This window comes from Streptomyces sp. NPDC041068, from assembly GCF_040647455.1.
Taxonomy (GTDB): Bacteria; Actinomycetota; Actinomycetes; order Streptomycetales; family Streptomycetaceae; genus Streptomyces.
The window spans coordinates 152,020-177,348 of record NZ_JBEZCG010000005.1; the positions used below are offsets into that span (position 1 = coordinate 152,020).

At 66.4% G+C, this 25,329-nt stretch carries 23 protein-coding genes, 1 tRNA gene and 2 pseudogenes; 12 read left to right on the top strand and 14 right to left on the bottom strand.

The annotated features are described in order from the left end of the window. Positions 1-7: 7 nt before the first annotated feature. Positions 8-430 carry a PIN domain nuclease gene (locus AB0B50_RS13070; protein ID WP_362329524.1) on the bottom strand — a complete coding sequence of 141 codons (423 nt, stop codon included), beginning with the start codon at positions 428-430 and terminating at the stop codon, positions 8-10. Beyond that, positions 427-642 carry a type II toxin-antitoxin system VapB family antitoxin gene (locus AB0B50_RS13075; protein WP_362329527.1) on the bottom strand — a complete coding sequence of 72 codons (216 nt, stop codon included), beginning with the start codon at positions 640-642 and terminating at the stop codon, positions 427-429. The genes AB0B50_RS13070 and AB0B50_RS13075 overlap by 4 nt, the downstream gene beginning before the upstream one ends. Before the next feature lie 376 nt (positions 643-1,018). On the opposite strand from AB0B50_RS13075, the gene AB0B50_RS13080 reads away from it, so the two are divergent. From AB0B50_RS13080 to AB0B50_RS13105, 6 genes are all read left to right on the top strand, one after another. Beyond that, positions 1,019-2,236 carry a helix-turn-helix transcriptional regulator gene (locus AB0B50_RS13080; protein WP_362330394.1) on the top strand — a complete coding sequence of 406 codons (1,218 nt, stop codon included), beginning with the start codon at positions 1,019-1,021 and terminating at the stop codon, positions 2,234-2,236. Positions 2,237-2,391: 155 nt separating this feature from the next. Next, positions 2,392-3,192, top strand: a complete 801-nt coding sequence (locus AB0B50_RS13085; protein ID WP_362329530.1) for a toll/interleukin-1 receptor domain-containing protein — start codon at positions 2,392-2,394, stop codon at positions 3,190-3,192. A gap of 272 nt (positions 3,193-3,464) precedes the next feature. Further along, complete coding sequence (locus AB0B50_RS13090; protein WP_362329533.1) at positions 3,465-5,162, top strand: hypothetical protein; 1,698 nt, start codon at positions 3,465-3,467, stop codon at positions 5,160-5,162. Then, the gene (locus tag AB0B50_RS13095) at positions 5,159-6,466 is read left to right on the top strand and encodes a hypothetical protein (RefSeq protein WP_362329535.1); all 1,308 of its coding nucleotides are present in this window, start codon (positions 5,159-5,161) and stop codon (positions 6,464-6,466) included. The genes AB0B50_RS13090 and AB0B50_RS13095 overlap by 4 nt, the downstream gene beginning before the upstream one ends. Continuing rightward, complete coding sequence (locus AB0B50_RS13100; protein ID WP_362329538.1) at positions 6,466-7,248, top strand: hypothetical protein; 783 nt, start codon at positions 6,466-6,468, stop codon at positions 7,246-7,248. The genes AB0B50_RS13095 and AB0B50_RS13100 overlap by 1 nt, the downstream gene beginning before the upstream one ends. Further along, a complete protein-coding gene (locus AB0B50_RS13105) occupies positions 7,229-7,510 on the top strand; it encodes a hypothetical protein (RefSeq protein WP_362329541.1) in 282 nt (93 codons plus the stop codon). The genes AB0B50_RS13100 and AB0B50_RS13105 overlap by 20 nt, the downstream gene beginning before the upstream one ends. 311 nt (positions 7,511-7,821) lie before the next feature. On the opposite strand, the gene AB0B50_RS13110 is transcribed toward AB0B50_RS13105, so the two are convergent. Further along, positions 7,822-8,295 (bottom strand): Pycsar system effector family protein, encoded by a 474-nt coding sequence (locus tag AB0B50_RS13110; protein WP_362329544.1) that lies wholly within the window; start codon positions 8,293-8,295, stop codon positions 7,822-7,824. A 436-nt stretch (positions 8,296-8,731) separates the two neighbouring features. Here AB0B50_RS13110 and AB0B50_RS13115 point away from each other — a divergent pair, with 436 nt between their 5' ends. Continuing rightward, on the top strand, positions 8,732-9,250 hold the full coding sequence (locus tag AB0B50_RS13115) for a hypothetical protein (protein ID WP_362329547.1): 519 nt from the start codon (positions 8,732-8,734) through the stop codon (positions 9,248-9,250). A 244-nt stretch (positions 9,251-9,494) separates the two neighbouring features. Here the strand turns inward: AB0B50_RS13115 and AB0B50_RS13120 are convergent, their stop codons facing one another. The 5 genes from AB0B50_RS13120 to AB0B50_RS13140 form a co-directional block, all read right to left on the bottom strand. Then, positions 9,495-10,202, bottom strand: a complete 708-nt coding sequence (locus tag AB0B50_RS13120; protein ID WP_362329549.1) for an MAE_28990/MAE_18760 family HEPN-like nuclease — start codon at positions 10,200-10,202, stop codon at positions 9,495-9,497. Then, a complete protein-coding gene (locus tag AB0B50_RS13125) occupies positions 10,203-11,327 on the bottom strand; it encodes a DUF262 domain-containing protein (RefSeq protein ID WP_362329552.1) in 1,125 nt (374 codons plus the stop codon). A gap of 426 nt (positions 11,328-11,753) precedes the next feature. Further along, positions 11,754-12,137, bottom strand: coding sequence for a hypothetical protein (locus tag AB0B50_RS13130; protein WP_362329555.1), 384 nt, complete (start codon positions 12,135-12,137; stop codon positions 11,754-11,756). Continuing rightward, on the bottom strand, positions 12,131-12,559 hold the full coding sequence (locus AB0B50_RS13135; RefSeq protein WP_362329558.1) for an ATP-binding protein: 429 nt from the start codon (positions 12,557-12,559) through the stop codon (positions 12,131-12,133). Before AB0B50_RS13135 ends, AB0B50_RS13130 begins: the two co-directional genes overlap by 7 nt. Before the next feature lie 46 nt (positions 12,560-12,605). Next, positions 12,606-13,013, bottom strand: coding sequence for an NUDIX hydrolase (locus AB0B50_RS13140; RefSeq protein WP_362330397.1), 408 nt, complete (start codon positions 13,011-13,013; stop codon positions 12,606-12,608). A gap of 107 nt (positions 13,014-13,120) precedes the next feature. Between AB0B50_RS13140 and AB0B50_RS13145 the strand changes: the two genes are divergently transcribed. The 3 genes and pseudogenes from AB0B50_RS13145 to AB0B50_RS13155 all read left to right on the top strand — a co-directional run. Continuing rightward, positions 13,121-13,906 carry a GntR family transcriptional regulator gene (locus AB0B50_RS13145; RefSeq protein WP_362329560.1) on the top strand — a complete coding sequence of 262 codons (786 nt, stop codon included), beginning with the start codon at positions 13,121-13,123 and terminating at the stop codon, positions 13,904-13,906. Between the two features lie 85 nt (positions 13,907-13,991). Further along, a pseudogene (locus AB0B50_RS13150) lies at positions 13,992-14,347 on the top strand (hypothetical protein). Next, positions 14,347-15,636, top strand: a pseudogene (locus AB0B50_RS13155) (FtsK/SpoIIIE domain-containing protein); the annotation flags it as partial. The pseudogenes AB0B50_RS13150 and AB0B50_RS13155, both read left to right, overlap by 1 nt. Before the next feature lie 475 nt (positions 15,637-16,111). On the opposite strand, the gene AB0B50_RS13160 reads toward AB0B50_RS13155, so the two are convergent. After that, positions 16,112-16,185 (bottom strand) — tRNA-Gly (locus AB0B50_RS13160). Between the two features lie 561 nt (positions 16,186-16,746). On the opposite strand from AB0B50_RS13160, the gene dcd reads away from it, so the two are divergent. Both dcd and AB0B50_RS13170 read left to right on the top strand, forming a co-directional pair. Beyond that, positions 16,747-17,322 (top strand): dCTP deaminase, encoded by a 576-nt coding sequence (gene dcd, locus AB0B50_RS13165; protein WP_362329563.1) that lies wholly within the window; start codon positions 16,747-16,749, stop codon positions 17,320-17,322. An 8-nt stretch (positions 17,323-17,330) separates the two neighbouring features. Then, positions 17,331-17,828: a phosphoribosyltransferase gene (locus AB0B50_RS13170; RefSeq protein WP_362329565.1), complete on the top strand. Its 498-nt coding sequence runs from the start codon at positions 17,331-17,333 to the stop codon at positions 17,826-17,828. Between the two features lie 77 nt (positions 17,829-17,905). Here the strand turns inward: AB0B50_RS13170 and AB0B50_RS13175 are convergent, their stop codons facing one another. From AB0B50_RS13175 to AB0B50_RS13195, 5 genes are all read right to left on the bottom strand, one after another. Continuing rightward, positions 17,906-18,922: a Yip1 family protein gene (locus AB0B50_RS13175; protein ID WP_362329568.1), complete on the bottom strand. Its 1,017-nt coding sequence runs from the start codon at positions 18,920-18,922 to the stop codon at positions 17,906-17,908. Positions 18,923-19,079: 157 nt separating this feature from the next. Continuing rightward, positions 19,080-20,564 (bottom strand): FG-GAP-like repeat-containing protein, encoded by a 1,485-nt coding sequence (locus AB0B50_RS13180; RefSeq protein ID WP_362329571.1) that lies wholly within the window; start codon positions 20,562-20,564, stop codon positions 19,080-19,082. Between the two features lie 104 nt (positions 20,565-20,668). Then, complete coding sequence (locus AB0B50_RS13185; RefSeq protein ID WP_362329574.1) at positions 20,669-22,150, bottom strand: FG-GAP repeat protein; 1,482 nt, start codon at positions 22,148-22,150, stop codon at positions 20,669-20,671. A gap of 103 nt (positions 22,151-22,253) precedes the next feature. Next, positions 22,254-23,708 carry an FG-GAP repeat protein gene (locus AB0B50_RS13190; protein WP_362329577.1) on the bottom strand — a complete coding sequence of 485 codons (1,455 nt, stop codon included), beginning with the start codon at positions 23,706-23,708 and terminating at the stop codon, positions 22,254-22,256. A gap of 66 nt (positions 23,709-23,774) precedes the next feature. Beyond that, complete coding sequence (locus AB0B50_RS13195) at positions 23,775-25,160, bottom strand: FG-GAP-like repeat-containing protein (RefSeq protein ID WP_362329580.1); 1,386 nt, start codon at positions 25,158-25,160, stop codon at positions 23,775-23,777. Between the last annotated feature and the right edge of the window lie 169 nt (positions 25,161-25,329).

Genomic DNA, 25,329 nt, shown 5'->3' on the forward strand with positions numbered 1-25,329 from the left:
TCCGGGCTCACTTGCCGAGGTCGGGTCCGTACCACTGGAGTGCCTGGCCGGTGACAGCGGCGATGCAGTTGAAGTCCCGGTCGCGGTGCAGCAGAGTCAATCCCTGCAGTTCAGCCGTGGCGGCCACCACGAGGTCGATGGCGCCGGCGCTGCGATGCTGTCCGCGTTGGGTGAGGATCTCCTGGACCTGCCAGGCGCGGTCGTAGGCGCGGTCATCGACTGGTACCCAGCCAAAGAGCAGGCGCATGTCCTCGATGCCCTGGGCGCGGTCAGCCGTGGAGCGTGCGCTGTAGAAGAACTCCAGCTCAGTGATGGGGCAGGTGGCGATGAGCCCAGCGGCTGCCGCCTGGTCCCATCCGTACTGCTCGGCATCGCCACGCAGTAGGCGGGCGAGCGCGCTGGTGTCGATCAGGAATTGCGCGGCGTTCACCGGCGGTAGTTCCCCTTGTCCTCGAAGAGGTCCAGGTCGAAGGCGCCGTCTTCCGCTGCGGCGCGCAGACGGGTGAGCGCCAGAGCGCGCCGTCGGTTCTCGAGTACTTCGCGCAGGGCGGTGTTGACCGTTTCCTTCTTGGTGCTGGTGCCGAGGGCCTTGGCTACGTCCGCCACGAGTTGGTCATCTAGGTCGATCACGGTCCGGCTCATGGGGTGCACTCCTCGTATATCAACATTGCTATCAAGTATATATCTACTTGTGCGCCAGCGGTGTGCCTTTCCCCGGTCGCCCAGCTTTGGCGAGGGCAGAACCCGCACTCTCTGCTCCCCCCCAGTCCCCCGGTGGCTGCTGATGCAGCCGCGCAGCAAGGGACGCGGGGGGGCGAGCTCCATCGCCCACGTCAAGCCGCGGCAGCTGGACCAGCTCGGCTTTGCTCGGTAAGAGGGATGTGCTGATGGAAAGAAGAGGAAACAGGAAACTTCTGATCGGCTATACGCGAGGCTGGCCTTGCATGCCACACTCGTTCTGGCCTTTGATCGGTCAAGGCGCACAACTGACGTGCATAGATTGGTTAGAGAGGTGGCGATGGACGTTCCTTTAGGTTTCGGTGCGGAGCTGCGTCGACTGAGGGAAGGCTCCGGCATGACGCTGGAGTACCTTTCCAGGAAGGTGAACTACAGCAAAGGGCACCTGAGCAAGGTCGAACGGGGAGACAAGAGACCTACTGAGGTACTGGCCCGCCGGTGTGACGCCCTCTTCCGTACCGGCGGGCGTCTCAGGCGTCTGCTTGACACTCCGAAGTCCACCGATGCCGGTCGCCTTCAGGGCCGTAGGGAAATGCTCGTGACGGGCGTCGGCTCCCTGGTGGCTGCCACGATGCCGGGTCGTGGCGGGTCACCCTGCGTCGACGATGCGAGACTGCCCCCGATCGCACTCCTCCAGGATCAGTTGCAGCAGATGCGGATGCTGGGCCAAACCAGCCCACCGACCGCACTCCTGGTCCCACTACGGGCACAAGTCGCCACCGTCACGCGCATGGCCGCCCATTCCTCGGGGAGCAACCGGGCCGGCTTGCTTGCACTTGTCGCCCGCTTCGCCGAGTACACCGGGTGGATGGCCCAGGAGGCCGGTGATGTCGCCGGCGCCCTGGGCTGGACAGCACAAGCGGTGGACCTTGCTCAGGCCGGTGGTGATGAGGACTTGGCGGACTACGCCTTGGTCCGGCGAGCCCTCATCGCTCTCTACAGCAATAAGGCACACGAGACGGTCGCGTTGGTCCAGCAGGCGCAGAAAGGCAGCGTGCCGCCCCGGATCCGCGGGTTGGCAACTCAACGGGCCGCGCAGGGGCACGCATTGGCCGGCGCCGAGAGGGCGTGCTTGAACGAGCTGGATCGCGCGCGAGAGCTTCTGGCTCACGACGACGCCCTGAGTCACGGTCCCATCCTCGGCCCCACGAATCTCGTCGATCCCGTTTCCATGGTGACTGGTTGGTGCCTTCATGACTTGGGCCGGCACCGTGAGGCCGCCGAACTCCTGGACCGCGAGTGCCTGCACATCCCGCGTCACGCGGTACGCACCCGAATCCGCTACGGGTTCCGCCGGGCCCTGGCCCACTCCGCCTCGGGAGAGATCGAGCGCTCATGTGAAGTGGCGCGGGAACTGCTGACCTTCGTCGACCTGGCTCCCTCTGCCACGGTCCGAGCAGATGTACGTCAACTCGACCGCGAACTGGGGCGATCCCGCTCCCACTCCGCAGTCCGCGAGCTGCGGCCGGCTCTGGCCCATGCCATGAGCAGCAGCTGAACGCCTTCCCCATTCCGTGACGGGCACGGCTACGACTGGTGCCGTGCTCCTTGACCGGCGGACACCGCGCCGTTACCCGGATGCCTCGCCGGGCGAGGCGGCGCGCCCGCGCCAGCTGCCGGCCCCTGCTGACCTTCACCGGAGGAGACTGCGCTGTGCCTGCAATTTTCGTGAATTACCGGACCGGTGACGAGGAGTTCACCGCCACGCTCGTGGAGAGGGAGCTGTCACGAGTGTTCGGCGACGGAGAGGTCTTCCGAGCCAGCAAGTCAATCAGTCCGGGAAGCAAGTTTCCGCGAGAGGTCGTTAACGCAGTGCGACGCTGCAGCGTTCTGCTCGCAGTGATAGGCCCTAGATGGCTGGTGGCTCAGTCCCCGAACGGGGGCCGAGCTCTTGAGGATCCGGGGGACTGGATCCGCCGGGAAATCCTCGAGGCATTCGAGAGCGGTGCCATCGTCATCCCTGTGCTGGTGGGTAGGAGTGCGAGGCTAGTGCGTGAGGAACTTCCCCCAGAACTTGAGGAGTTGGCTGACTGTCAGTACCGCAGGCTGAATCACCGAAACGCCGAATACGATCTGACGCACTTGATTGACGACCTTGTCCGCATCGTTCCCGAGTTGGGCCCAACTGCATCCTATGAAGGACGCCAGCGCCCTTCCCGAAAGGGGGAACGTCAGAGGGAGGACAAGGAATCTGGCAGGCCGGAGAAGGTGGTCAACCACCGCCAACGGGGCGGCATCGGGAACGTGAGGGGTGATTTCACGGGCACCTTCGTCAGCGAACCGAAGGGCCCAGTCCACACGGGCAGCGGGCACCTCTACCAGGTGGGAGAACAGCATCTGGCCCCGCAGCTGTCCGGTGATGGAATGCAGGTGGGGTACGTCGGGGACAACCACGGCACGGTGAACCAAAATCGGGAGCAGGGCGGCGCACGTCCCTCGGACGGCGAGCGGTGACCGGGGGCAGCACGACAGTCACAGCCCCACAAGCAGGAGTTCACACCGGCAGCGGACCCCAGTTCAATGTGACCTGGCTGTTGAGTGCGAACGAGCACCTCTACAGAGCGGGCACCACTCGACTGACGATCGTCCGCGAGCAGCGGCGCCGACTCGTCGGCTGTTTCGTACGGCCACGGCGATACGGTCAGGCAGCCGAACGGCTGAAGCAGCGCGGAGCAGTGGTACTGCTCGACGGTCCTCCGGGTCTTGGCAGACGCGCCGCTGCGACCATGTTGCTGGAAGAGGTTCCGGTCGCCGGCAAGCGTCTCGAGGAGCTCCCGGCAGTCTGGGAAGAAGGCGCCTTCGAGGTCTCGGCCGATGACCGTTATCTGCTGGATCTGTCGAGCGTCACCGACGCCGACTACCCCGCAGCGGAGCGCAGCCTGATCCACTACCGGTCCGTCGTAGAGCAGGGCGATGCCCGTTTGGTTGTCGTCCTTCCCATCGGCTTGGACTGGATGCTCCACGCGGACTTGTCGCCACTGGTTGTGACGTTGGAACGTCCTCGTGGCCGTGCAGTGTTCAGTCGGCATCTCCGGGTCCGAGGTGTGCCCTTCGAACCCGAGCAATTGGATACCGATGAACTACAGCACTTGTTCACCACTGCGCCCATGCGGGAGCTTGCGCGGCTGGCCGAACTGGTCGCCGAGGCACGAGACACCCGACGGTACGGCACGAACTTTGCCACCTGGCGGGATGAAGCCGTGGACGCAGCGACCAACTGGGCCGGAGAGGTCGCTCGCCAACTGCGCGAGCACCGCCGGGCGCAGGCGCGTGCGCTGCTACTCGCGGCGGCTATGGTCAGCGATGCCCCGGCAGAGGTGGCCCTGAGGAGTGCGCAACTGCTGCTTGAGGTCCTGCGACACGAGGCGGACGACTCAGTGGGACTCGCGCGGGCAGATCTGGGTGAGCAACTGACGGAGCTCGGCATAGAGCGGAGCAGCGACGGACGGGTCGTCTTTCGGCGTCTCGCCTATGACAGTGCTGTCAGACGGCATTTCTGGACCAACTTTCCCGATCTGCGACCTGATTTCCGGGACTGGGTGGAGCGGTGCATTGCCCTGCCGGAACTCAGGGCCGAGAGCCGTATGAACCTGATCGCGAGATTCGCGGAACAGGTCCTGTCCACGGGACGTCCCGATGATCTGTGCTCTCTCGTGGAAGCGTGGACAGATCATCAGAGGGGGCGATTCCGGGCCGAGGCGGCTGCAGCACTCGAACTCGGGCTCAGCCATGAACAGTACGGGTCTTACTTCCGCTCGCGTGTGTACTCCTGGGTGACGAGTCGGATCTCACCGGATCTGGCCCACGTCCTGACGGACGTCTGCCAGCAGGTGATCGCGGCGACCCATCCCGAGCAGGCTGCCGTCAGGCTTCGGTATCTGTCCTTCCGCCAGCAAGGCACGGCGCGTGTAGCAGCCCGTAAGGCCCTGCTGGATGTCGCGCGGGCCAACCGTCGTGTGTTCCGTCAGCTGACCGATCGGATCGCCAGCCTTCCTCTGACGGAAGACTCAGCCGAGTTGCTCCTCGAGTTGCTCGAGCCGGTTCCTCTACGCATTGAACCTCCCCAGCAGGAGTTCACCCTGGCATGGCGGGCGTTGTTGGTGGTGAGGCCGGTGGCGGAGTGGAAACCAGTGCTTCACCGCTGGCTGGACGCATTGGCCCGCCGCCCCCCGGATGACCGCATGGCCAGTGCACTGATCGTCGCCGCCGTGGGCGACTACTCCGTGTTGAACCGTCTCTACGTGGCTGTATGCCAGTGGCAGAACACGCCTTTGCCGTCGGAGTCGCCCGGCGTTGCACTCATCCGACCTGAGGTTCGCCGACGGATCAGTGACCATTTCTGCCGCGAAATCGACGTATTGCTTGGGATGGAATGTGGCGCACACACCGCCGCCAACTCACGTGAGACAGGAGAGTGCGTATGAAGTCCCGTTACACGCCGCGTCCGGTACTCATCAGCCTCATCGCCGGCGTCCTCGCCGTCACCGCGGTACTCGGCTGGCCCGCATGGATGTGGTTCCCTCTGGCGGCGGTAGTGGCCGGTGCACTGCTGCTCGACATGTTCGTACTGAACGTCGGTAGGAGAACGCCCGATACCGGACGGAGCATCGCCGAGGACGGCACGGAGTTCTACATCGAACCGCCCTATCTGGAGATGCCGGTCAATGAAGTCCCGGTCGCCAGTGGCCTTGACGGGTACCCGCTTCTCTTCTCCGCCACTGTCCGGTGGCGTACTGACACGGACCCCCTCAAGACATCGCACGGCAACCCGGGGGCCCTGGCCGTGACTTCGATCCTGCGTCGCGTCGAAGAGTGCACGGCGACCGAGCACCCCAGCCGTGTCGATTTCCTGTGCCACTGGCTGGAGGGGCAGCTCGGGCAACCCGTTCAGGACGAGTCGGGAACAGTGATGGCCTTCGCAACCGATGTACGACTTCACCTGCGCCACGAGGATCGGCGGCACCTGGACGAGCTTGAAGAACTGAGGAAAAGCATCGGTTCCTGGGAGCAGCAACGAGAGCATGAACGCAATCGACGGGAGTATCTCGGCGAAGACGTACTGCAGTCTCCGGGGAGCGCCGTCGTATGGTGGCTTGCCCGCCACGAGGACGAGATCGAGCGCGCGACGGACCTGATAGGTCCTCTGTCCTGTCTGTCAGCTGCCGCCAACGATCTGCAGATTCCGGACGCCTTTCGCCATCTCACCGACAGGCAGGGGGCACGGGCCTGGAGCGAGATGCCGAACGGCCTTGACCACCCAGAGGGCGTCGAGGCACCTGCAGAGCACCAGAACGAGCGGTCTCCGGACGGGCAGCCGGATACGCACAACGAGCCTGTTTCTGCCCTACTGGACAAGATGGGCCTGCCCAACGGGTCCGAGGAACGAGACGCTTTCGTTCACCGTCTCGCCCGCATGATGGAGGCGTCCGGACGTCCTCTGGCTGCAGAAGCCCTGCGGCACGATCTTGTCGACGGGCCCGACAACGCCCGCCACGGTGCCGCCGAGAATCCAGTGGCGGGGGAAGGGCAGTGGGCCGGAGAAGCAGAGCCGTACGAGGCTCAGCCGACCCATGTCGCGGTCGACCAGGTACCTCGGAAGCCGGATACCAAGCACGGCTTGGCTGCGGGTTGGTGGCAGACGGCGGTGCCAGATCCAGGCGTAGACGATCCTACGCAGACCGGACCGCACAAAGAGTCGCAGACGGACTCGGAGGAGAGGGAGCCGTGATGTCCGTCCTGCCCTTCTCCAACGTATTTGCCTGCTTGGCGCACTGGGTTGAGGCATGTTGCTCGGACGAACACCTGTGCCTTCATCACGGACGTTGTGCCGAGGCAACGGCCGGCTCGTGTCTGCCTCTCAGCGCACTGAGAGCCGTGATGCAGCAGGAGGATCTGGACGGTGTCCTGCGAACCGCGTTGTGGCAGGCCCTCGCTCGGAACTTGGAGCGCGAGACAGAACGCGGTCAGGAGCAGCGGTGGACACTCATCGCCCTGTGGCTCCTCACCCCTCGCTTGAAGGGGGCGGCACGGGCGATCGTCGGCCGCACCGGCGCCGAGCTCGGCGATGTCTTTTCGGCGGTACTTGCCGGGGCTGCCGAAGGGGCGGCGACTGCCGGAGCGGTGAATCCTGACCAGATCGAGCAGCATCTGATGGACTCGGCATTCGCCGCCGGCTGGAAGACAGGTCGTCGGGCACCGAACGAAGTGCTGGCGGCAGAAGTCGAGGATGGCCCACCCGTCCCCTTCTTCCCAGAGATTGCTCCGACTTTCATCGACGGTCAGGTAGTGCAGGCCAGCACGATGTCGATGGCGCTAGTGCAACAGGCGCACGGCGAGCGGCTCGGGGCCTTGGCTCAAGGCCTCGGACTGATGAGACATGTTCGTGAGGTTCGTAGGCTCCGGCGAGCCGGACTGGTTTCGAGCGAGAGGCCCGGCACAGGCACGGCCATGCAGCAACAGCAGGCACTGTTCGAGACCGGAGAGGATACAGATGGCACGGCATCGAGATGAATCCGTACCGTTCTCCGTCATCTTCGGTCTACCTGCAGAGGTGGGGATGAGGGTCGCGGCGAAGGCGCTGAATCTGAGTATGGCCACGGCGTACAAACGGGCCAAGCTTGGTGACTTCCCCTGCCGAGTGCGCAAAGAAGGGCGCGTCTATGTGGTGGGTCTCCATGACTTGATGCGTGGCCTAGGCATTCAGGATGTCCGGGTGCGCTACGACGACTTTGAAGCAGGAGCCCGACTTGCCGATGATGGAAGCGGCTTCTAGAGCAGCCGATGAAGGGCGAGGGTAGAGCCCTCCGCCCTGTGGTCGGCCTTCGCCTCACGCTGCCTGCCGGACGAGGCAACAAAGAACCCCCGGGTCCATGACCTGGGGGTTCGAACAAGAGCGGGTGACGAGAATCGAACTCGCACTCTCAGCTTGGGAAGCTGGGGCCCTCTACGGATGATTGCTGCGCTGACCAGCGGCGGAACTGCTATCGAGCCAGACCCGTCGGGAGCGCGCTCCCCTCCATTCCCCGTGGTTCCCCGCACGACCTGGCACGAGTCTGGCGCGGCGTTTCGTCCTCGATCTTGGCTCTACAGGACCAAGCTCAGCACAGTTGCTGCACATAGCAGGCTGACGCCAGTCAGGATGAGGTTGATCCCGAGACGGAGCCGACGGAACTTGATCACGACCATGCGGGAGAGGAATGAAACCCGCTCGGCTCGCAGATCCGCGCGCATGTGGTCCCGCAGCATCTCGGGTTCCAGAGTCGCCCAGCGAGACCAACCTTCGGCGGTCACAGTGTCGATGTGGACCGGTCGGACGGTGATGAGTAGAACCACGATGGCGATCACGAGGCACAGCGCGCCGACCGCGCCGACAGCCAGCACGGTCGCTGCCTGGTGTCCGGAGCTCTGTGTTGCTACGAAGCCAAGGCCCACGCCGGTCATCGCCAGCACGATGCTTGCTTTCGCATCAGCCCGTGCGAGTTCGCTGGTGAGTGTCCTGAGCGCGTCATCCAGGTTGTCGGACGAATGATCCGCACCACTGTTCAATCCCTGTGTCATGAGGCCTCCGTCCCCTGACACGGAGACGTTGACGGGCCGCTGCTGGTTCGTCCGCGAGCAAGGCCGAGGAGCTTGACCCACGGACTGCTTCGTCCCGAAGCAACTTGGTGTGGGCGCTGGCCTTGGGCTGCTGTGCTTGTCACCTGGGCTGATGGTCCGCTGACGTCCACGATTGTTCGCGGTTGTGCGCCGCGGTTGTCACGCAGTTAGACACTCAGTGTGCCTAGTACGTCCCTAGGGGCGGAGCGGGTTGGTGCCGCCCTCACTGTCGGTCGGCCGAGTATGTGTCAGTGGGTCGCTTTCTCACCTCAGCGACTCAGTATCCCGCCGGGTCCACTCCGTCGCGGAGAAAGGGGCCGATCGCCCGACCCAGGTGTTTGAGGTTGCTCCCATCACGGCCTGGGAACGGAGGAGCTAACGATGGGCATTGGGGGACGTGGTGGAGATTGCGGTCTTGGTGGTGTCGGTGATGGCGCTGGGTGTGTCCGGCCTCGTGTCCATGCGGCAGCTGCGGCTGACTGAACACACAAACACGCTGCCAGTCCTGGTGGATCTCTTCCGTGAGCATCGCAGCATGCGTATGGCCCGGGCCAGGGAGGTCGTGTTCGAGCAACTACCCGAATGGGATTTGTCCGCCGGAATGGAGGGACTGCCTGAGGCGGAGCGGAACCTCATACGCGAACTGGCCTGGTTCTACGACAACCTGGGCGCACTGGTCACACATGGGGTGGTCGACATCGAACCCGTCTCCGGCTACCTGGGCGGATCAGTGATCTCGGTGTGGGAACGAATGGAGCCGCTGGTGCGAGTAGAGCGCGCCAAGCGAGCGCACAACGCTCTTCCTGATCCAAGTCGCTGGCAAGAGTACTTCGAGAACCTTTACCACCTGGTGCGCAAGATGCCGCCGCCGCAAGCCCGAGCGCAGTCTCGACTCTGGCGGCTTCCCCGCTCCTGACAGCTACGGCTGGAAAGGGCGGGGACGTTCGGTCCCTCTCGCTGGCCGAGGGCAGTCGCTCCCGAATCCCGACCTTCTGATCCGTAGCTGCATGCGGATCGGTCGACAGCGGTCATCACGGTAATTTGGTAGTGGGGGCGCAGGACGCAACCCATGCTGCGGCTGCGGTACTCCGCTACTGAACGTCCGGCAGGTCACGCATCGAATTATTCACGCTCAACGCGTGACCGTGGGATAACCTGCGTCATCTAAGTGTGCACGCTTCATCAATCGCTTTTGCTACACAATTGGAGAACGCGTCACCAACCGCCATGAAGAACTGAATGTAATCTTCCAAGTCTGTCGAAGTCGGCTTGACCGAATAATCGCCGTGCGCAATCAGGTTTCTCTTGTTCACGATCTCGGCGAGCTTTATGCCAACCCGCACACTGAGCCCTGCGCTCTGAAGGTGTGATGTTGCATCATCGACAATATCGTCAATGCCAATCAACGCAAATGAATCACGCAAAACATCCGGCTTCAAGCTTGTCATTTGGCGCGCCAAGATTGTCGACGAAATCACTTGCGGATCAATGGATCGCTCTTGGTCCCACAGAGCCGAGAATGCCGTAAACAGCCTCCGTGTTCTATTGACTCGGTCAGCCCCTGGCGGCAGTGAGGAAATCTCTTGGATTCTATCCCGAGTAAATAGCTCGAGAAATGCGGGAGGCAGTTTACGCGCAGGGGGGCGTACGGCACAGACTTCGTCGACGTACTCGCTTAGTGCACCCTTTGCGAACCCCTCGAAGTGAGCCACCAAGAGGACGAGGCAAGCGCGGTGCACAGCATTTTCCAGCTGAATTGCCTCATCAGTTCTCTTAATTAGGGGAGAATGTGGGCGGACCGCCAATAGGTGATTGAGTTCGGCGGTGCTGTTGATGAAGTCATCGTATGCGGCGAGCTTGGTTGGCATTTATCGTGCTCTCTCAAGCTCTTCGTGCAGGGAGCAAGGAATTCCCCGCTCGGTCAAGCCGACCGAGAACCTGGAAACTCGATAATGCATGCGGGATCGGTCGGCGGTCGCACGACCGATTGAGAACAGAAAATCCTCGTCCTTCAGCAGCTCTTCCCGTAGTTCCCGGACATGCTGTGGCGCTGCACGAATGGCTGAACGGTCCGCGTGAGCGAAGGAGATCATAACTGCATCAAAGAGCGCCTTATTCATTCCAGGGGCAGGCCTCCCGTTGGGTGCCGGAAGCCTAAAAGCCGAGTCCCCGAAGACTTCAGCGACTGTGCGACAGACGTCCGCAAAAAGATCCATTTCCCCTTGCTTGGGGACGCCTGCTCGATTTTCTCGCATGTAGCCATTGAGTAGCTGACGGAGAGGGGGGCGATAGTCCACAACGGTGTTATGGAGGGCAAAGAATCGTAGGACGAGCTCTTCAAACTCCATTCGCCTATTTCGGATACCGCTGAGAATGCCTGTAAAGTAAGGAAGGTCGGCTGTGCGCCTCAGGAAGTCATTCAGGTCGCCTCTATAAATGCAGTTCCTGAGCTCTTGTGAGCCGAGGCGTGCAGAGCCAGTGTTCAGACGCTCGAATACATCGAACTTGATGTCAGGGTCAGAGTCCTCAGTGATCACGATGCAGCGAATAGTTCTACCGCTGAGACGCCGCTGATCGCGCACCTTTAGATCCGAGAAGAACTTCCCCTCTAGCTCGGACAGGACCGGAATCCCCTTGAGCTCAAATTTGCCCTCAAGGTAGTTGCTGATCGTCGTGATCCGTTGCAGTCCATCAATTACTTCGTATGCGCCGTCTTCATTCTCGGCGAAGTAGCATACGGGGACCGGGATATTGAGGAGTAAGCTTTCGATTAGCCTGCTTGCCTTGGCTCTATCCCATACATATTGGCGCTGGTATTCGATATTTAGAAGCAGACGGTCTTTCTTGATGTCGTCGACCAGGGTCCCGACGGAGAGATCGTATGGTTGCGTGACGAGGCGGCGTTCTCGGTTACCGAGATTCAGTGGTTCCCGTTGATCTCCCGTGACATCCTCTTCGGCGTCATCGTCAAACAAGGTCTGATCCTCGGCCATATCGCTCCTCGTTCCTGATCCGATACTTAGCGTAGCGTGACCTACGTGCCGCATCCATACGTTTGAGCGGGTCAGCTCGAGTGGGGTAGCCCTCTGAGGTCGGCGGAGCGGCTTTGGGCTGGAGCTGCTTTGGGGCGAGTGATCATGGCCCCGTAAGCTCATCGCGAGTCGGGCAGTCTGTGGATCTGCCCGTTAAAGCACGACGTTGGGGCCATGATCTTAGAGGCTCGCCCCAAAGTGGCTGCGTAAAGCCGTGGAGCCGACCGCCCCAGCCACGATGTACGCCTTCTCTGAGTTTCAGCTGGCCGCCAGCTCTTGTCGCGCGGCCTGGTGGAGCGGGGCGGAGGCAGGAGCGGCGGCCCGGGGAGCCGGGCCGCGCGCGGTGAGCGGAGCGAGCCGCCTTGAACCAGTAGAGAAAGTTGTAACTCAGTCGGTTGTGTGGGGCTTGAAGTCCTCTGTACAGGCTGGGGGTTCGGCCTCGTTGCGGTCCGCGAGTGGGAGGAAGAGTACTGGGCGGACCGTCCATGTGATGCGCGTGCCGGTGTAGGTGATGGATGCCGTGCAGGGCTCCGTGCGGAGGAGTGCTCGTCTCGTGGTGATGCGGTTCTCGTAGAGGCCGTCCCAAGTCTCCATAGGTGTCGTCGGGTTGAGTGCTGACCTCATGGTCTGCAGTGCCGTCGAGAGCCAGCTGTCCGCCTGGGCTGCCGAGTGGGCGCCGAAGGATGTCGTGAGCGTTGGCCGGCCTCTGGCGGTGAGGTCTTCCGTCCAGCATTCGCACCAGAAGCCGCGGGTGAGTTCGTCGCTCAGCATGGCGGCTCCCCAGGTGGTGCCTCCACGAAGAGTTCCGCCGTGACCGTGTGGCCACCGAGGGTGTCGTGGACTACCACCCGGTGCGCGATGAAGTCGACGATGCCCAAGCCTCTGCCGTGTGCCACTTCCCCGCTCGGGTGCTCGGTCTTCGGGGCCGTCTCCGTGCCGCCGTCGTCCGTGACCGACAGGGCGACCACCTGCGGTGAGACCGCTACCGCCAGGTGGAAGCTGCCCGACTTCTTGCCGCTCGCCGTGTGCAGGATCGCGTTCGCGCTCAGTTCGCTCACGATCAGTTCCGCGTCCTCGGCCAGCGGCGATCCCGCGAGGATGTCGCGGGTCCAGCGGCGGGCTCTGCTGACCTCTTCCGGGAAACCTGGGCAAGTGAGGCCCCAGACTCGGGCGGTGCTCGTATACTCGTGCATACAAGTTCCTTCGTGCTGGTAGGCCGCCATGTGCAGCGGGTTCGAGCTAGACGAGTTTGACGCCGTCGTGGGCGCGGATGGCCGGCGGGGATGCCGCGTCGAGTGCGTCCAGGACGCGGATCGCGTAGGCCTCGTCGGCGAGTTCGGTGACTTCTTCGCGGGTGGCCCAGCGCAGAGCGCGAGTCTCGGCGCCGGTCGTGGGCGTGCCGTCGGCGGCCTCGCAGCGGAAGACCATGGAGACGATCAAGCCCGTCATGTTCTTGTAGATGCCGGTGAGGGTCGCGGGAAGTGCGATCTTGATGCCGGTTTCTTCGAGAACCTCGCGCTGCAAGGCCTCGGGGATGGTTTCCTCGCGTTCAAGGATGCCGCCCGGAGGTTCCCACTTGCCGTTGTCACGGCGCTTGATCAGGAGGGCCCGGTCCTGGTCGTCGACGATGACTCCGGCAACGCTCACGGAGTGCGGACGGTCAGTGCTCACGGTCCTCGGCCCTCTCGGATGGCTAGGCTCTCCACCGTAGCAACAACACTTGCCCACTCGTCTAGATACCTAAAGGAGTACAGGTGACGTCACTCCCGAGCCTGCTCGGCGATGTCGACCCCACGAGCGATCGTGCGGTCTTTCGACAGATCGCCGATCAGTTGCGCGAGGCCATCGACCGTGGGCGATTCAAGGAGGGCGAGAAGCTGCCTTCCGAGGCTGAACTCGTCGAGCACTACGGGGTTTCCCGGATGACCGTCCGGAACTCCTTCTCCGTACTTCAGGGTGAAGGCCTGGTCCATGCCGAGCATGGCAAGGGCGTCTTCGTCAGGCCGCGGCCTCCTGTGCGGCGGCTCGCCTCCGACCGGTTCGCCCGGCGGCATCGCGAGCAGGGGAAGTCTGTGTTCATCGTCGAGGCCGATGCCGCTGGCAGTCATCCGCAGGTGGACAGCCTGGAGGTCAAGGAGGAGAAAGCCAGCCAGGACATCTCCACCCGGCTCGGCTCCGTGCGGCGGGTGCTCGCCCGACGGCGCCGGTATCTGCTCGACGGCCGCCCGGTCGAGTTCGCCACCTCCTACCTCCCACTCGACATCGCACGCGGTACGCAGATCGCCGAGCCCAACCCCGGACCCGGCGGCATCTACGCCCGCCTCGAAGAACTGGGCCACCACCTCGACCACTTCGAGGAAGAGATCCGCGCGCGGATGCCCTCGCCTGCTGAAGTGCGGACGCTGCGGCTCGCGTCCGGTGTGCCGGTGATCAGCCTGATCCGTACCGCGTACGACACCGAAGGGCGGGCCGTGGAAGTCTGCGACACCGTCATGGCCGCCGACGCCTACGTCCTGTCCTACCAACTCCCGGCCACCTGACCGCTGGTGCGCGAGACCGACTCTTCTTCGGACTCGTATGCCCCAACAGACCTACTTGTATAGACGAGTAGATGGGGAGTCTGTCTTGCGCACCATCCGTGTTGAGACCTCGGCCGCGACGATCCTGCTCACCGAGGCCCCGAGCCCAAGGTCCGCGACCGTCAGACCGGCGAGATCGCCAAGGACGCCAACACCGGCGAAGCCCTGATGACGATCGGCGTCGTCTACATCGAGGACGGAGAATCCTCCCTGGTGAAGGTCACCATCCCCGAGAGCGGTGTCGCCGAGGAACTGGCGCTCGGCTCGCCGGTCTCGCTTCCGGGGCTCCTGGCCCGGCCTTGGGAGAGCGTCTTCAACGGCCAGCAGCGACACGGCATCGCCTACCGCGCCGCCGCCGTCACTCCCGCCGCCTTCCCGAACTCGGCTCAGGCTGCGGCCTGATGAGTGACCTCGCGGCGCTCCTGGAGGTGGGTGGTCCCGTCGCCGCGCTCGGCGGTGGGGCTGCCTACACCCGGGCCCGTCACCCCCGCGTCCACTGGTCCACATTCGGCTTACCCATAACCACGGTCCGGCTGCTCGGCTCGTACGGCTCGGTCATGGAGGCCTGCGGTCTGACCGTGGCCCCGTCCCGGCTGCGGGTGCTGGCGGTTCGGGCCACCAGTAATCGCGAGATCCGTCCCGTGCCGCCGCGTCGGGGCCTCGTCCGGCCCACTTCGACCGGGCTGCGGTTACGTCTGCGGCTCGCTCCCGGGCAGGAGCCTGCCGATGTCGCCGCATCCGTCGAACGGCTGCGCCACGCATGGGGAGTTCACTCCGTGTACGTCAGAGCGGCCAAGCCCGGTGTAGTCGAGCTGCGGCTCGTCGGCTTCGATGTGCTGCGGCGGGTGCGGATGCCGCGCAAGGCCGTGGTGGAGTTCCTCAAGGTGCCCGTGGCGCTGCGAGAGGATGCCACTCCTTTCGTACGCGATTACCGGGCCGTTCCGCATCAACTCACCCTCGGTGCAACGCTGTCGGGTAAGTCCATGTACCTGCGGCACCTCATCGCCGGGCTGGCCCCGCAACCCGTCGCTCTCGTCGGCATCGACTGCAAGCGCGGGGTGGAGCTCGCGCCCTTCGTGTCCCGGCTCTCGGCGCTCGCCACCGATCCGGAGCAGGCCGCCGAACTGCTGCCCGCGCTCATCAAGGAGATGGAGGACCGATACGACCTGATCAAGGCAAGGCAGGGGATCACGCCCGGTACGCCGGACGAAGAGATCACCGCCGACGTCTGGGGGCTCCCGGAGAGTGAACGCCCTGTACCCGTCGTGCTGTTCGTCGACGAGGTGGCCGAACTCTTCCTCGTCGCCACGAAGAAGGATGAGGAACGGCGGGACGAGATGGTCACCCAACTCATCCGGCTCGCCCAGCTCGGCCGTGCCGCTGGGATCTACCTGGAGGTCTGCGGGCAGCGCTTCGGGGCTGAACTGGGCAAGGGAGCGACCATGCTGCGGGCCCAGTTGACCGGCCGCGTCTGCCACCGCGTCAACGACGAAGCCTCCGCGAAGATGGCCCTCGGTGACATCGCTCCCGAAGCGGTCTCCGCCGCTTGCGCCATCGCTCCCGAGATGCCCGGCCTGGCCGTGGCCGGTGACACCTCTGGGGGCTGGTCCCGTATCCGTACGCCGTACCTGTCCCTCAGCGATGCCGCCATGACCTGTGAGGAGTCGGCGGACCTGGTCCCCGACCTCCCTGAGTTCCTCCGTCGTGAGGCCGAGTGGCACCTCGACTGGTACACGGAGAAGGAGAAAGGGCCCGAGGGACTGCTCTTTGTGGGGGAGAAGGGAGCGCCCTTTCGACGTAACAGTTTCGGGCGCAAGTGGCGGCGCGCTCGCGCTGCGGTCGGTCTGCCCGACGACTTCCGGTTCTACGATCTCCGGCACACCGGGCACACCCTGACGACCCGCTCCGGTGCCACCCTCAAGGACACGATGGTCCGTGCCGGGCAGTCCTCCGAGAAGGCCGCCCTCGGCTACCAGCACTCCGATCATGAGCGGCAGCGCGAGGTGGCCAGCAGGCTCGACGAGATGGTGCGCGCCCAGCGTGCGAAGTCCCACAAGGAGACGCCCGAGCAGTCTTAGTGGTGCGGTTGTGGTGCGCGCACCGCCAATCCGCCCGGAGCGTCTGGGCAACAAAGAACCCCCGGGTCGATGACCTGGGGGTTTTCTATGGAGCGGGTGACGAGAATCGAACTCGCACTCTCAGCTTGGGAAGCTGATGTTCTACCACTAAACTACACCCGCGAAAGACCCCGCTGGAAGCGGTGTCGTAACGTCGCACACTCTACCTCATCCCGGGCCCCAGGCGCTCTCGCCATGGGGCCCGAGTGCTGTCCGGGACGTGGATGCGCCGTGCGGGCGGAGGGAGTTGGGGCGTACCGTTGAATGTGGTCGCGCCGCCTGGAGTGGCGTCCCTTTCGTATCGTAATGTGGCTTTCGTCGTCGGCTCGGGAGCGAGTCGGGGGCTGGTCAGTACGGGCACAGCACGGGCGCAGTACGGGCTCGCGTACAGGCTCATGTACGGCTCAATTACGGCTTTGGGGAAGGGACTCAAGGACTTGATGGACCGCACCGTCGTCCGATGTGCCGAAGGGCACGTGTTCAGCACCGCTTCGTTCCCGATGCAGCAGGCCGACCGGCTCGGTCCCGGCCGGCTCATCCGCTGTCCGCGCTGTGCCCGGCTCCGGCACGCCGTGCCGGTGACGATGCACAAGCGGTAGCGGCGCGGGTACGGGCGACAGACACCGAGGCGCGCGGGTTCCGTCCGATTGGGGACGGCCCGCGCGCTCTGCGTATCCTCGGTGCGTGCTTCTCTCAGACAAGGACATCCGGGCCGAGATCGACTCCGGACGGGTGCGGATCGACCCGTACGACGAATCCATGGTGCAGCCCTCGAGCATCGACGTGCGGCTGGACCGCTACTTCCGGGTGTTCGAGAATCACCGGTACCCCCACATCGACCCCTCCGTCGAGCAGGCCGACCTGACGCGGCTCGTGGAGCCCGAGGGCGACGAGCCGTTCATCCTCCACCCCGGGGAGTTCGTGCTCGCCTCCACGTACGAGGTCATCTCCCTGCCCGACGATCTTGCTAGTCGGCTCGAAGGCAAGTCCAGCCTCGGGCGGCTCGGGCTCGTCACCCACTCCACCGCCGGGTTCATCGACCCCGGTTTCTCGGGGCACGTGACGCTCGAGCTGTCGAACCTCGCGACCCTGCCGATCAAGCTCTGGCCGGGGATGAAGATCGGGCAGCTCTGCATGTTCCGGCTCACCTCGCCCGCCGAGTCGCCCTACGGGTCGGAGCGGTACGGGTCTCGTTATCAGGGCCAGCGCGGGCCGACCGCCTCCCGGTCCTTCCTCAACTTCCATCGGACACAGGTGTGAGCAGCGGTATGAGTGGCGTGCGCGAGAATCTTACGTACGAGAAGTTCGGTGGTGCCGTGCGCGAGCTCGCGCAGACCATCGCCGATGACGGGTATCAGCCGGACGTCGTGCTGTCGATCGCTCGCGGCGGTGTCTTCGTCGCCGGCGGGCTCGCCTACGCCCTCGACTGCAAGAACATCCACCTGGTGAACGTCGAGTTCTACACGGGTGTGGGCACCACGCTTGAAATGCCCGTCATGCTTGCGCCCGTCCCGAACGCCATCGACTTCACCGACAAGAAGGTGCTCATCGCTGACGATGTCGCCGACACCGGGAAGACGCTGAAGCTCGTCCACGACTTCTGCCTCGATCACGTGGCCGAGGTGCGGTCCGCCGTGATCTATGAGAAGTCGCACTCCCTCGTGAAGTGCGAGTACGTCTGGAAGCGGACCGACGAGTGGATCAACTTCCCCTGGAGCGTCGAGCCCCCCGTCGTGAAGCGTGACGGTCAGGTTCTCGACGCCTGAGCGAGCGACAGACCGTAGCAGGAAGGGCCCGGCGGACTTGTCCGCCGGGCCCTTCCCGTGTGTGTCGCGGCCGTGCGCTAGAACGTGCCCAGCTTCACGATCGCCAGGATCGCCAGGAGCTGGATCGACGCCGCTCCCAGTGCCTTCGGCCACGGCAGGTCGTGGGACTTGCTCACCATCGTGGTGAGCAGGGCGCCCGCCGCCAGCCACGTCGCCCAGCCGAGCAGCTGTACGAAGGGCTGGCCGCCGCCCAGGAACATCGCGACGATCACGCGGGGCGCGTCCGTCAGCGACATGATCAGCATGGAGAGGCCGACCGTCGGCTGCCAGGCGCCGTCGCCGCCGAGCTGGCGGGCGAGGGTGTGGGTGACCACGCCCAGGATGAAGGCGCTGATCGTGATCGCGACGCCGGTGGTGAGGACGTACGGGACCGCCGAGGAGAGGGTCGCGTTGATCGCGTCCTCGCGGGCGTCGTCGAAGCCGAAGATCGCCAGCAGGCCGTAGAGGAACGTGACGATGAGGGCCGGGGCCCACATGGCGTAGTCCCGCATCTGGAGGAAGGTCGGGGCCGGGCGGAGCACGACGCCGCGCAGCAGGTCCTTCCAGTGCAGACGCGGGCCGATGGGGGCGCTCGTCTGTCCCGCGCGGTAGGTGTCGCCCTGGTTGTAGGGGTCCTCGCCGATGGAGAAGGCCTGGGTGTGTCCGGGGTTGTTGGCCGCGTACGGGTCGTACCCGCCCTGGGGGCCGCGGCCGTGGTCGTCCGGGCCGCCGAAGTACTCCGGCTCGCCGTGGCCGCCCGCCGCCTGCGGCCACTGCTGACCGCCGCCGCCGTGCTGCGGGGCGCCCTGGGGGCCGCCGTGCCCGCCGCCGTGCGGACCGCTGCCGTGCGGACCGCTGCCGTGCGGACCACCGCCTCCGTACTGGGGGCCGCCTCCGCCGTACTGCTGCGGGTTCGGAGGCGCGGGTGGGTAGCCGTACGGCTGTCGGCCGCCCTGCGGGGCCTGCTGTCCGTACGGCTGCTGCCGCGGTTGTTGTTGCGGTTGCGGTTGCGGGGCGCGGTTGTCCCGGCCGCGTCCGATCCTGAATCCAGCCACGAATCGAACGTACCTGGTCTTCGGGGGTGGGGTCGTCCCTCCTCGGGAGGAGACGGCCTTTGCGGCCGACCTGTGACAACCCCTAGGGGAACCCGGACGGGTTTGCCACAGGTACGGCCATCGAATGGCCACAGATGTGGTCAGCAAACGGACAGTTCTAGCGGGCCAGTACCGAGCCGTACGCCAGCGCGTCCGAAGACGCGGGCAGGCCAAGGGAGTTCGGAGTGACGGCTGTGACGGGTGAGTCGTCCGTCGTCACCGAGGGCAGGTTCCACACGCCGCCCGCCGCCTTGTTCTCGCCGGGTGCGCCGACCGAGAGGTCCGGGCGGCCGTCGCCGTTGTGGTCGGCCGTGTCGAGGGCCGTGCCGAAGGCGTCGCCCGCCTCGGCCGTGCCCGGGATGCCGGGGGAGTTCTGCTGGTACGCGACCGCGCTCGCCGCCCCTTCGGCGTTCAGGATGCCCTGCGCGCCGCCCTTGAGGACGGTGACGCTGCCCGCGCGGGCAGCGCTGCCGATGGCCTCGCCGGGGGCTCCCGCGATCAGGTCGTCCTTGCCGTCGCCGTCGATGTCGGCGACCGCGAGGGCGTTGCCGAAGTCGTCACCCTTTTCGGCGACACCCGGGACACCCGGAGTGTCCTGGTTGAGGGTCTGGCCCTTCCATACGGGTTCGTCGCCGCCCCCGTAGTGGATGTGGATGCCGCCACCCTTGGCGATCTCCTCGGGGCCGCACGGGTCGTCGATGTTCTCGTCGGCGATCTCGCGGCAGTTGCCGAGGGCGAGGTCGTCGAGGCCGTCGCCGTTGAAGTCGCCCACGGCCAGCGCGTTCGCGGCGCTGTTGTCGCTGCTCCAGGTCAGGCCGAAGCGGTACTCGTCCTTCATGTAGCGGAAGAGCTGCACGTGGGACTGGGTGTAGGGCTGGTTCTGGGTGTAGTACGCGACGGCCAGCTCGGGCCGGCCGTCGGAGTTGAAGTCGCCGGTCGTCAGGACGGGGGCGCGGCCGCCCATGTGCGTGCCCATGAGGGGCTGGGTGGTGGCGACGAGCGGGTGGGCGTTGTAGACGACCTTGTCCTTGCCGCCGATCGCCAGGTCGACGTCCGTGTCGCCGGTGAAGTCGGCGGCCACCAGGGCATTTCCGTAGGCGGCGCCCGCCGCGTCGCCGCGTGCCGCCGTGTTGGCCGTGGCGAAGCCGTCTCCGGTGCCGTAGAGGACGGTGACCGAGCCCGCGTCCGCCTTGGCGTCGATGTCCTCGCCGGGGGCGCCGATGACGAGGTCCGCGTACCGGTCGTCGTCGATGTACGCGGTGGTGACCGCGGAGCCGAAGCGGTCACCGGTCTCCGGGGTGCCGGGGACCTCGACGGTGGCCTGCGTGATGCGGCGCACGTTGCTGGAGCCGGGGCCGCCCTCGCCGCCGAAGACGACGCTCACGTAGCCGGCCTTCGCCTTGCCGTCGACGGTTCCGCTGGGCACGCCGACGGCGAGGTCCGCATAGCCGTCGCCGTCGAAGTCGCTCTTCACGGGGGCGGGTTCGGTGGGTTCCGAGGCGTTCGCCGTGGCCGCGAGGGGCAGCGTGAGGCCGGTCGCGGCCAGGGCGGTGGCCGCGGCGAGGGCGAGGGTGCGTGAGCGTGTGCGGGTACGTGTGCGCACGGGGGCTCCAACTGGTCAGGGGGACGGGGGTGTTCTGGAAGCGGGTTCAGCGGCTGGGCCTCGGGGATGGTCCAGCCGCTGAAGTGAAGAGGCCGACCGGGGCGTCAGTCCGCGAAGTTCGCTCCGAAGCGGGGCGTGCCCGCGCCGGAGATGCCGACCGTCGACGTGTAGACGCCGGACGAGCCGGAGAGCGTGCCGTTCGCCCGGGAGTCCAGGAGGTACAGCGCGCCGTTGCCCGCGTTCTCGCCGGACGCGCCGATGGCGATGTCCCCGCGGCCGTCGTCGTTCAGGTCGTCGATGTGGACGTCGGAGCCGAAGAAGTCGTTCTTCTCATTGGAGTTGGGGACACCCGGGGTGTCCTGGCTCAGCATCACTGACCCCGCGGTGGACAGGCCCGAGCCGTCCGCGGCGCCGTAGACGACGGTGACCGAGCCCGCGTCGGCGAAGCCGTCCAGGTCCTCGCCGGGGGTGCCGACGACCAGGTCGAGGTTGCCGTCGCCGTTGATGTCGCCGAGGTCCAGCTCCGCGCCGAACGCGTCGCCGTTCTCGCTGCCGCCGGGCACACCTTCGGTGTCCTGGGTGATGACCTGGGTCCTGCCGTACGGGCCGTTGTCGGTGCCCTTGACGACGTAGACGGTGCCGCCCTTGTTCGCGCCGGCGATGCCCTCGTCCCAGGTCAGGCCGATGACGATGTCGTCGTGGCCGTCGCGGTCGGTGTCGGCGACATCGGTGATGTGGCCGGCGGGCAGCCGCTGCACCCCGGTGGTGGTGACGCCGCCCGCGCTGCCGGGCAGCCAGAGGTTGGCGTTGTAACCGTCGCCCGTGGAGAAGCCGTTGACGATCAGGTCGTCCTTGCCGTCGCCGTTGATGTCGCCGGAGTGCAGGTTGAGGGGGCCCTCGCCGGGGCCGTTCGTGATGGGCGGCAGGACGGTGTAGTGGCCGCCCGTGGAGCCCGCGCGGGTGATTCCGCCCTTGTACAGGTCGATGGTGGCCGCGCCCGATGACGAACCGATGGCCAGGTCGTCCTTGCCGTCGCCGTCGAAGTCGCCCGCCTGGACGGGGGCGCCGAAGAAATCGTGCTTGGTGGGGCGCGGGTCCTTGAGCGTCGTGCCGCCGGTCAGACCGTTCGCCGAGCCCCACAGGACCTGCACGGTGCCGCCGTCGATGTCGCTGCCGACGTCCTCGCCCGCGGCGCCGACCACGAGGTCGTCGTAGCCGTCGCGGTCGAAGTCGCCGTACGCGGTGTCGCCTCCGAAGAAGTCGCCCTTCTCCGCGGTGCCGGGTACGCCGGGGCTGTTCTGGCTGTACGTGACGTGGTGCCGCTCGGCGCCGCCGTACGTGACGGTGACCTGGCCCGCCTTGTCCTTGCCGCCCACGTCGGCCTGCGGCGCGGAGGTGGCGAGGTCGGCCGCGCCGTCGCCGTTGAAGTCGGCGTCGTCCGGCTGGGTGGCGGCCGGCGGCTCGGCGGCGGAGGCGGAGGCGACGGAGATGCTGAGAAGACCGCCGGTGAGCGCGGCGGCGGTCGCCGTCGCCGCCGCGAGGCGGGTGCGTCTGGAACTGGTGGTGGTGCGCTTGTGCTTGGCCATGCGGATCTCCTGAGGCGTGTGGGGCGCCCCGCGGGGGCCGCGGGACGCGTTGTGTGTACGAGTTCGGGGGCGCCGGACGGCGGCGAAGCCTCGGGGTGCCGAACTACCGGCCCAGCACAGCCCCGTACGCCTGGGAACCGGAGAGCCCCAACTTGCCCGGCGTCACCGACGTGACCGGCGGGTTCGGGCCGTCCTTCGGCGCCGGGGCGTACCAGACGCCACCCTTGCCGTCCTCGCCCGGCGCGCCCACCGCCAGGTCCGGGTAGGTGTCGCCGTTGTAGTCGCCGGTGGCGACGGCCGCGCCGAAGCGGTCGTCGGCCTCCGCCGTGCCCGCGACGCCCGCGGAGTTCTGGCTGAAGGCGGGGCCGGTGAAGGGCTTGCCCGCGCCGGGGGATGCCAGGACCCAGTAGCTGCCCGCGTTCTTCGCGGTGCCTACCGCCTCGGTGTCCGCGCCGACGACCAGTTCGTCGATGCCGTCGCGGTCGAGGTTGCCGACGGCGAGGTGCGCACCGAAGTTGTCCTCGGTCTCGGCGGTGCCGCCGACCTGCGCGTCGCTCTGGGTGGTGCAGGAGTCGCCGCCGTCGCCGAGCTTGCCGCCCTTCTTGCCGTAGACCGTGAGGATCGCGCCGCCGAGGCGGTCCTCGCAGTACGTGCCGTCGGCCTCGGGGTTGGGCTGGACGTTGCCGACGGCGAGGTCGGTGGTGCCGTCCCCGTCGAAGTCACCGGCGGCGAGGGCGTGGTTGGTGCTGTCGGCGGTGGCCCACACGGACTGCCACCTGCCCGAGGCGCGGCTCATCACGTCCGTGCCGCTGATCTCCATGCCGTCGTACGAGAACGCGAGGTCGTCGCCGCCGTCCCCGTCGAAGTCGCCGCTCTCCAGGACGGCAGGGCCCGCGAAGTGCCAGCCCGCGACCCGGAAGATCTCGTCCGAGGCGCCGGAGTTGAAGGGACCCTGGCGGGTCACCACCGAACTGCTCTCGTCGAAGTGGGAGTTGAAGGCGATGTCGTTGTTGCCGTCCTTGTCGAAGTCGCCGAGGGCGAGCAACGTGCCGTAACTCGCGTCGTCGACCCCTCCGTTGGCGGCCGTGAAGCCGCCCTTGAAGCCGCTCGCCGAACCCCAGACGACCGCGATGGTTCCCGCGCCCAGGCCGACGGAGGTCGCCTCGTCGGGGGCGCCGACGACCAGGTCGCTGTAGCCGTCGCCGTTCATGTCGTCCGACTCGACGGCGTACCCGAACTTGTCGCCCGCCTCGACGGTGCCGGGGACACCGGCGGTGGCCTGGCTGACGGTGGTCGAGCCGTGCTTGCCGAGGCCGTTCGCGCCGCCCCAGACGACGTTGACGTAACCGGCCTTGGCCTTGCCGTTCACGGTCGCGTTCGGCACGCCCACCGCGAGGTCCACATAGCCGTCGCCGTTGTAGTCGGCCCGGAGCTTCGAGGGCTCGGCGGCGGACGCGCCGCCCGCCGTCAGGCCGGTGACGCCGAGGACGGTGGCGGCGCAGAGCGCGCCCGCCGCGAGGAGCTTCCTCCGTGCGGGACTGTGCACGTACTTGGACACGTAGATGTCTCCAACTCGCTGATGGGAGAGAAGGGTTGCTCTCGGAGGGAAGAGGGCGGGACGGCTCTAGCGGAGCGTGCGGCCGAAGTTGGCGTTCTCGCCGCCGACGCCGAAGTCCCCGCCGTTGAAGGAAGCCGCGTACGACGAGGTCAGCCCCGTCGCCGTGCCGCGCAGGACCCACACGGCGCCGACGTCGCGCGTCGTGCCGATGTCCTCGCCGAGCGCGCCGACGGCCAGGTCCGCCCTGCCGTTCTTGTTGATGTCCTTCAGGCGGACCGAGGCGCCGAAGTCGTCGTGCGCCTCCCCGGCGCCGGGCACGCCGGCGGTCTCCTGGTGCCAGGCCTTGCCCGAAGTGAACGTACCGCCGGTGGACTTGAGGAGGGTGACGCTGCCGGCGCCGGGCGTCGCGTCGACCTCCTCGGTGGGTGCGCCGACCGCGAGGTCCGCGAGGCCGTCGCCCGTCACGTCGCCCGCCGCGACGGACCAGCCGAAGCTGTCGCCCTCCTCGTCGGCGCCCGGCACGCCCGCGCTGTCCTGGTCGTACGTCACCGGCGCTCCGAACCTGCCCTCGCCGCCGAGCCGCACGGTGACCGAACCGCCCTTGCCCGCCTCGGGGTTGCCGGTGATGAGGTCGGCGTAGCCGTCGCCGTTGACGTCGCCCGTGGTGGCCGCGTCGGGCGTGACGGTCGGGTCGTCGCCCTCGCCGATGACTTCGGCCTGGTAGCCGTAGTCGCCGACGCCGCCGTTCATGTGGGCGGTGTAGAGGCCGCCGTCGGCACGCCGGCCGTACAGGACGAAGCCGACGCCGTCCTTGCGCTTGAAGTTTCCGGCGATCATGCCGTCCAGGCGGACGCCCTTGGGCAGGAAGTGCTCCTCCAGGCCGAACGCCCGGTCGTCGCCGACGATGCTGGAGTAGAAGTACCAGTTGTCGCCGCTGATCACGGAGAGTTGGGGTGTGCCGTCGTAGTCGAGGTCGTTGAAGACGGCGGCCTCGCCGTAGCGGCCCGCTGTGTCGGAGGGGGCGTTCAGGACCCAGCCGCCGGTGGTGAAGGGCATCTTGCCGCCCCAGATGACGGTCATGGAGCCGGACGGCTTGCCCGTCACCTTCTCGCCGGGGGCGCCGACGACCAGGTCGGCGTAGCCGTCGAAGTTCACGTCGCCGGTGGTGACGTTCTCGCCGAACTCGTCCTCGGCCTCCAGCGCGCCGGGCACCCGGGGGGAGTCCTGCGTGACGGTCACGGCGCGGCCCGCGGAGACGCCCGATGCCGAACCGAACGTCACCGTGACGGAGTTGGTCTTCGGTGATCCGATCGCGAGGTCGCGGTAGCCGTCCCCGTTGAAGTCGTCCTTCGGAGTGGGAGCGGCGCTCGCCGAACCGGCCAGGGGCAGCGTCAGCCCCGCGGCCGCGAGGGCCGCGACGGTGGCGGTGACGGCCAGGTTTCTTACGCGCACGTGGAACTCCCTCTGAGCGGACCTTCGGTACGGCTTCCGGAACCTTCGGCTTGGAATCCTTGAATCCTTGGCTATGGGTTCCGGGTGTGTGACTCGCGGGGCGTACGAAGGGTTGTGCGACAGAGGCGGTGAGGTGGCCGGATGGTGAACGACCGTAAGCGGCCAAATC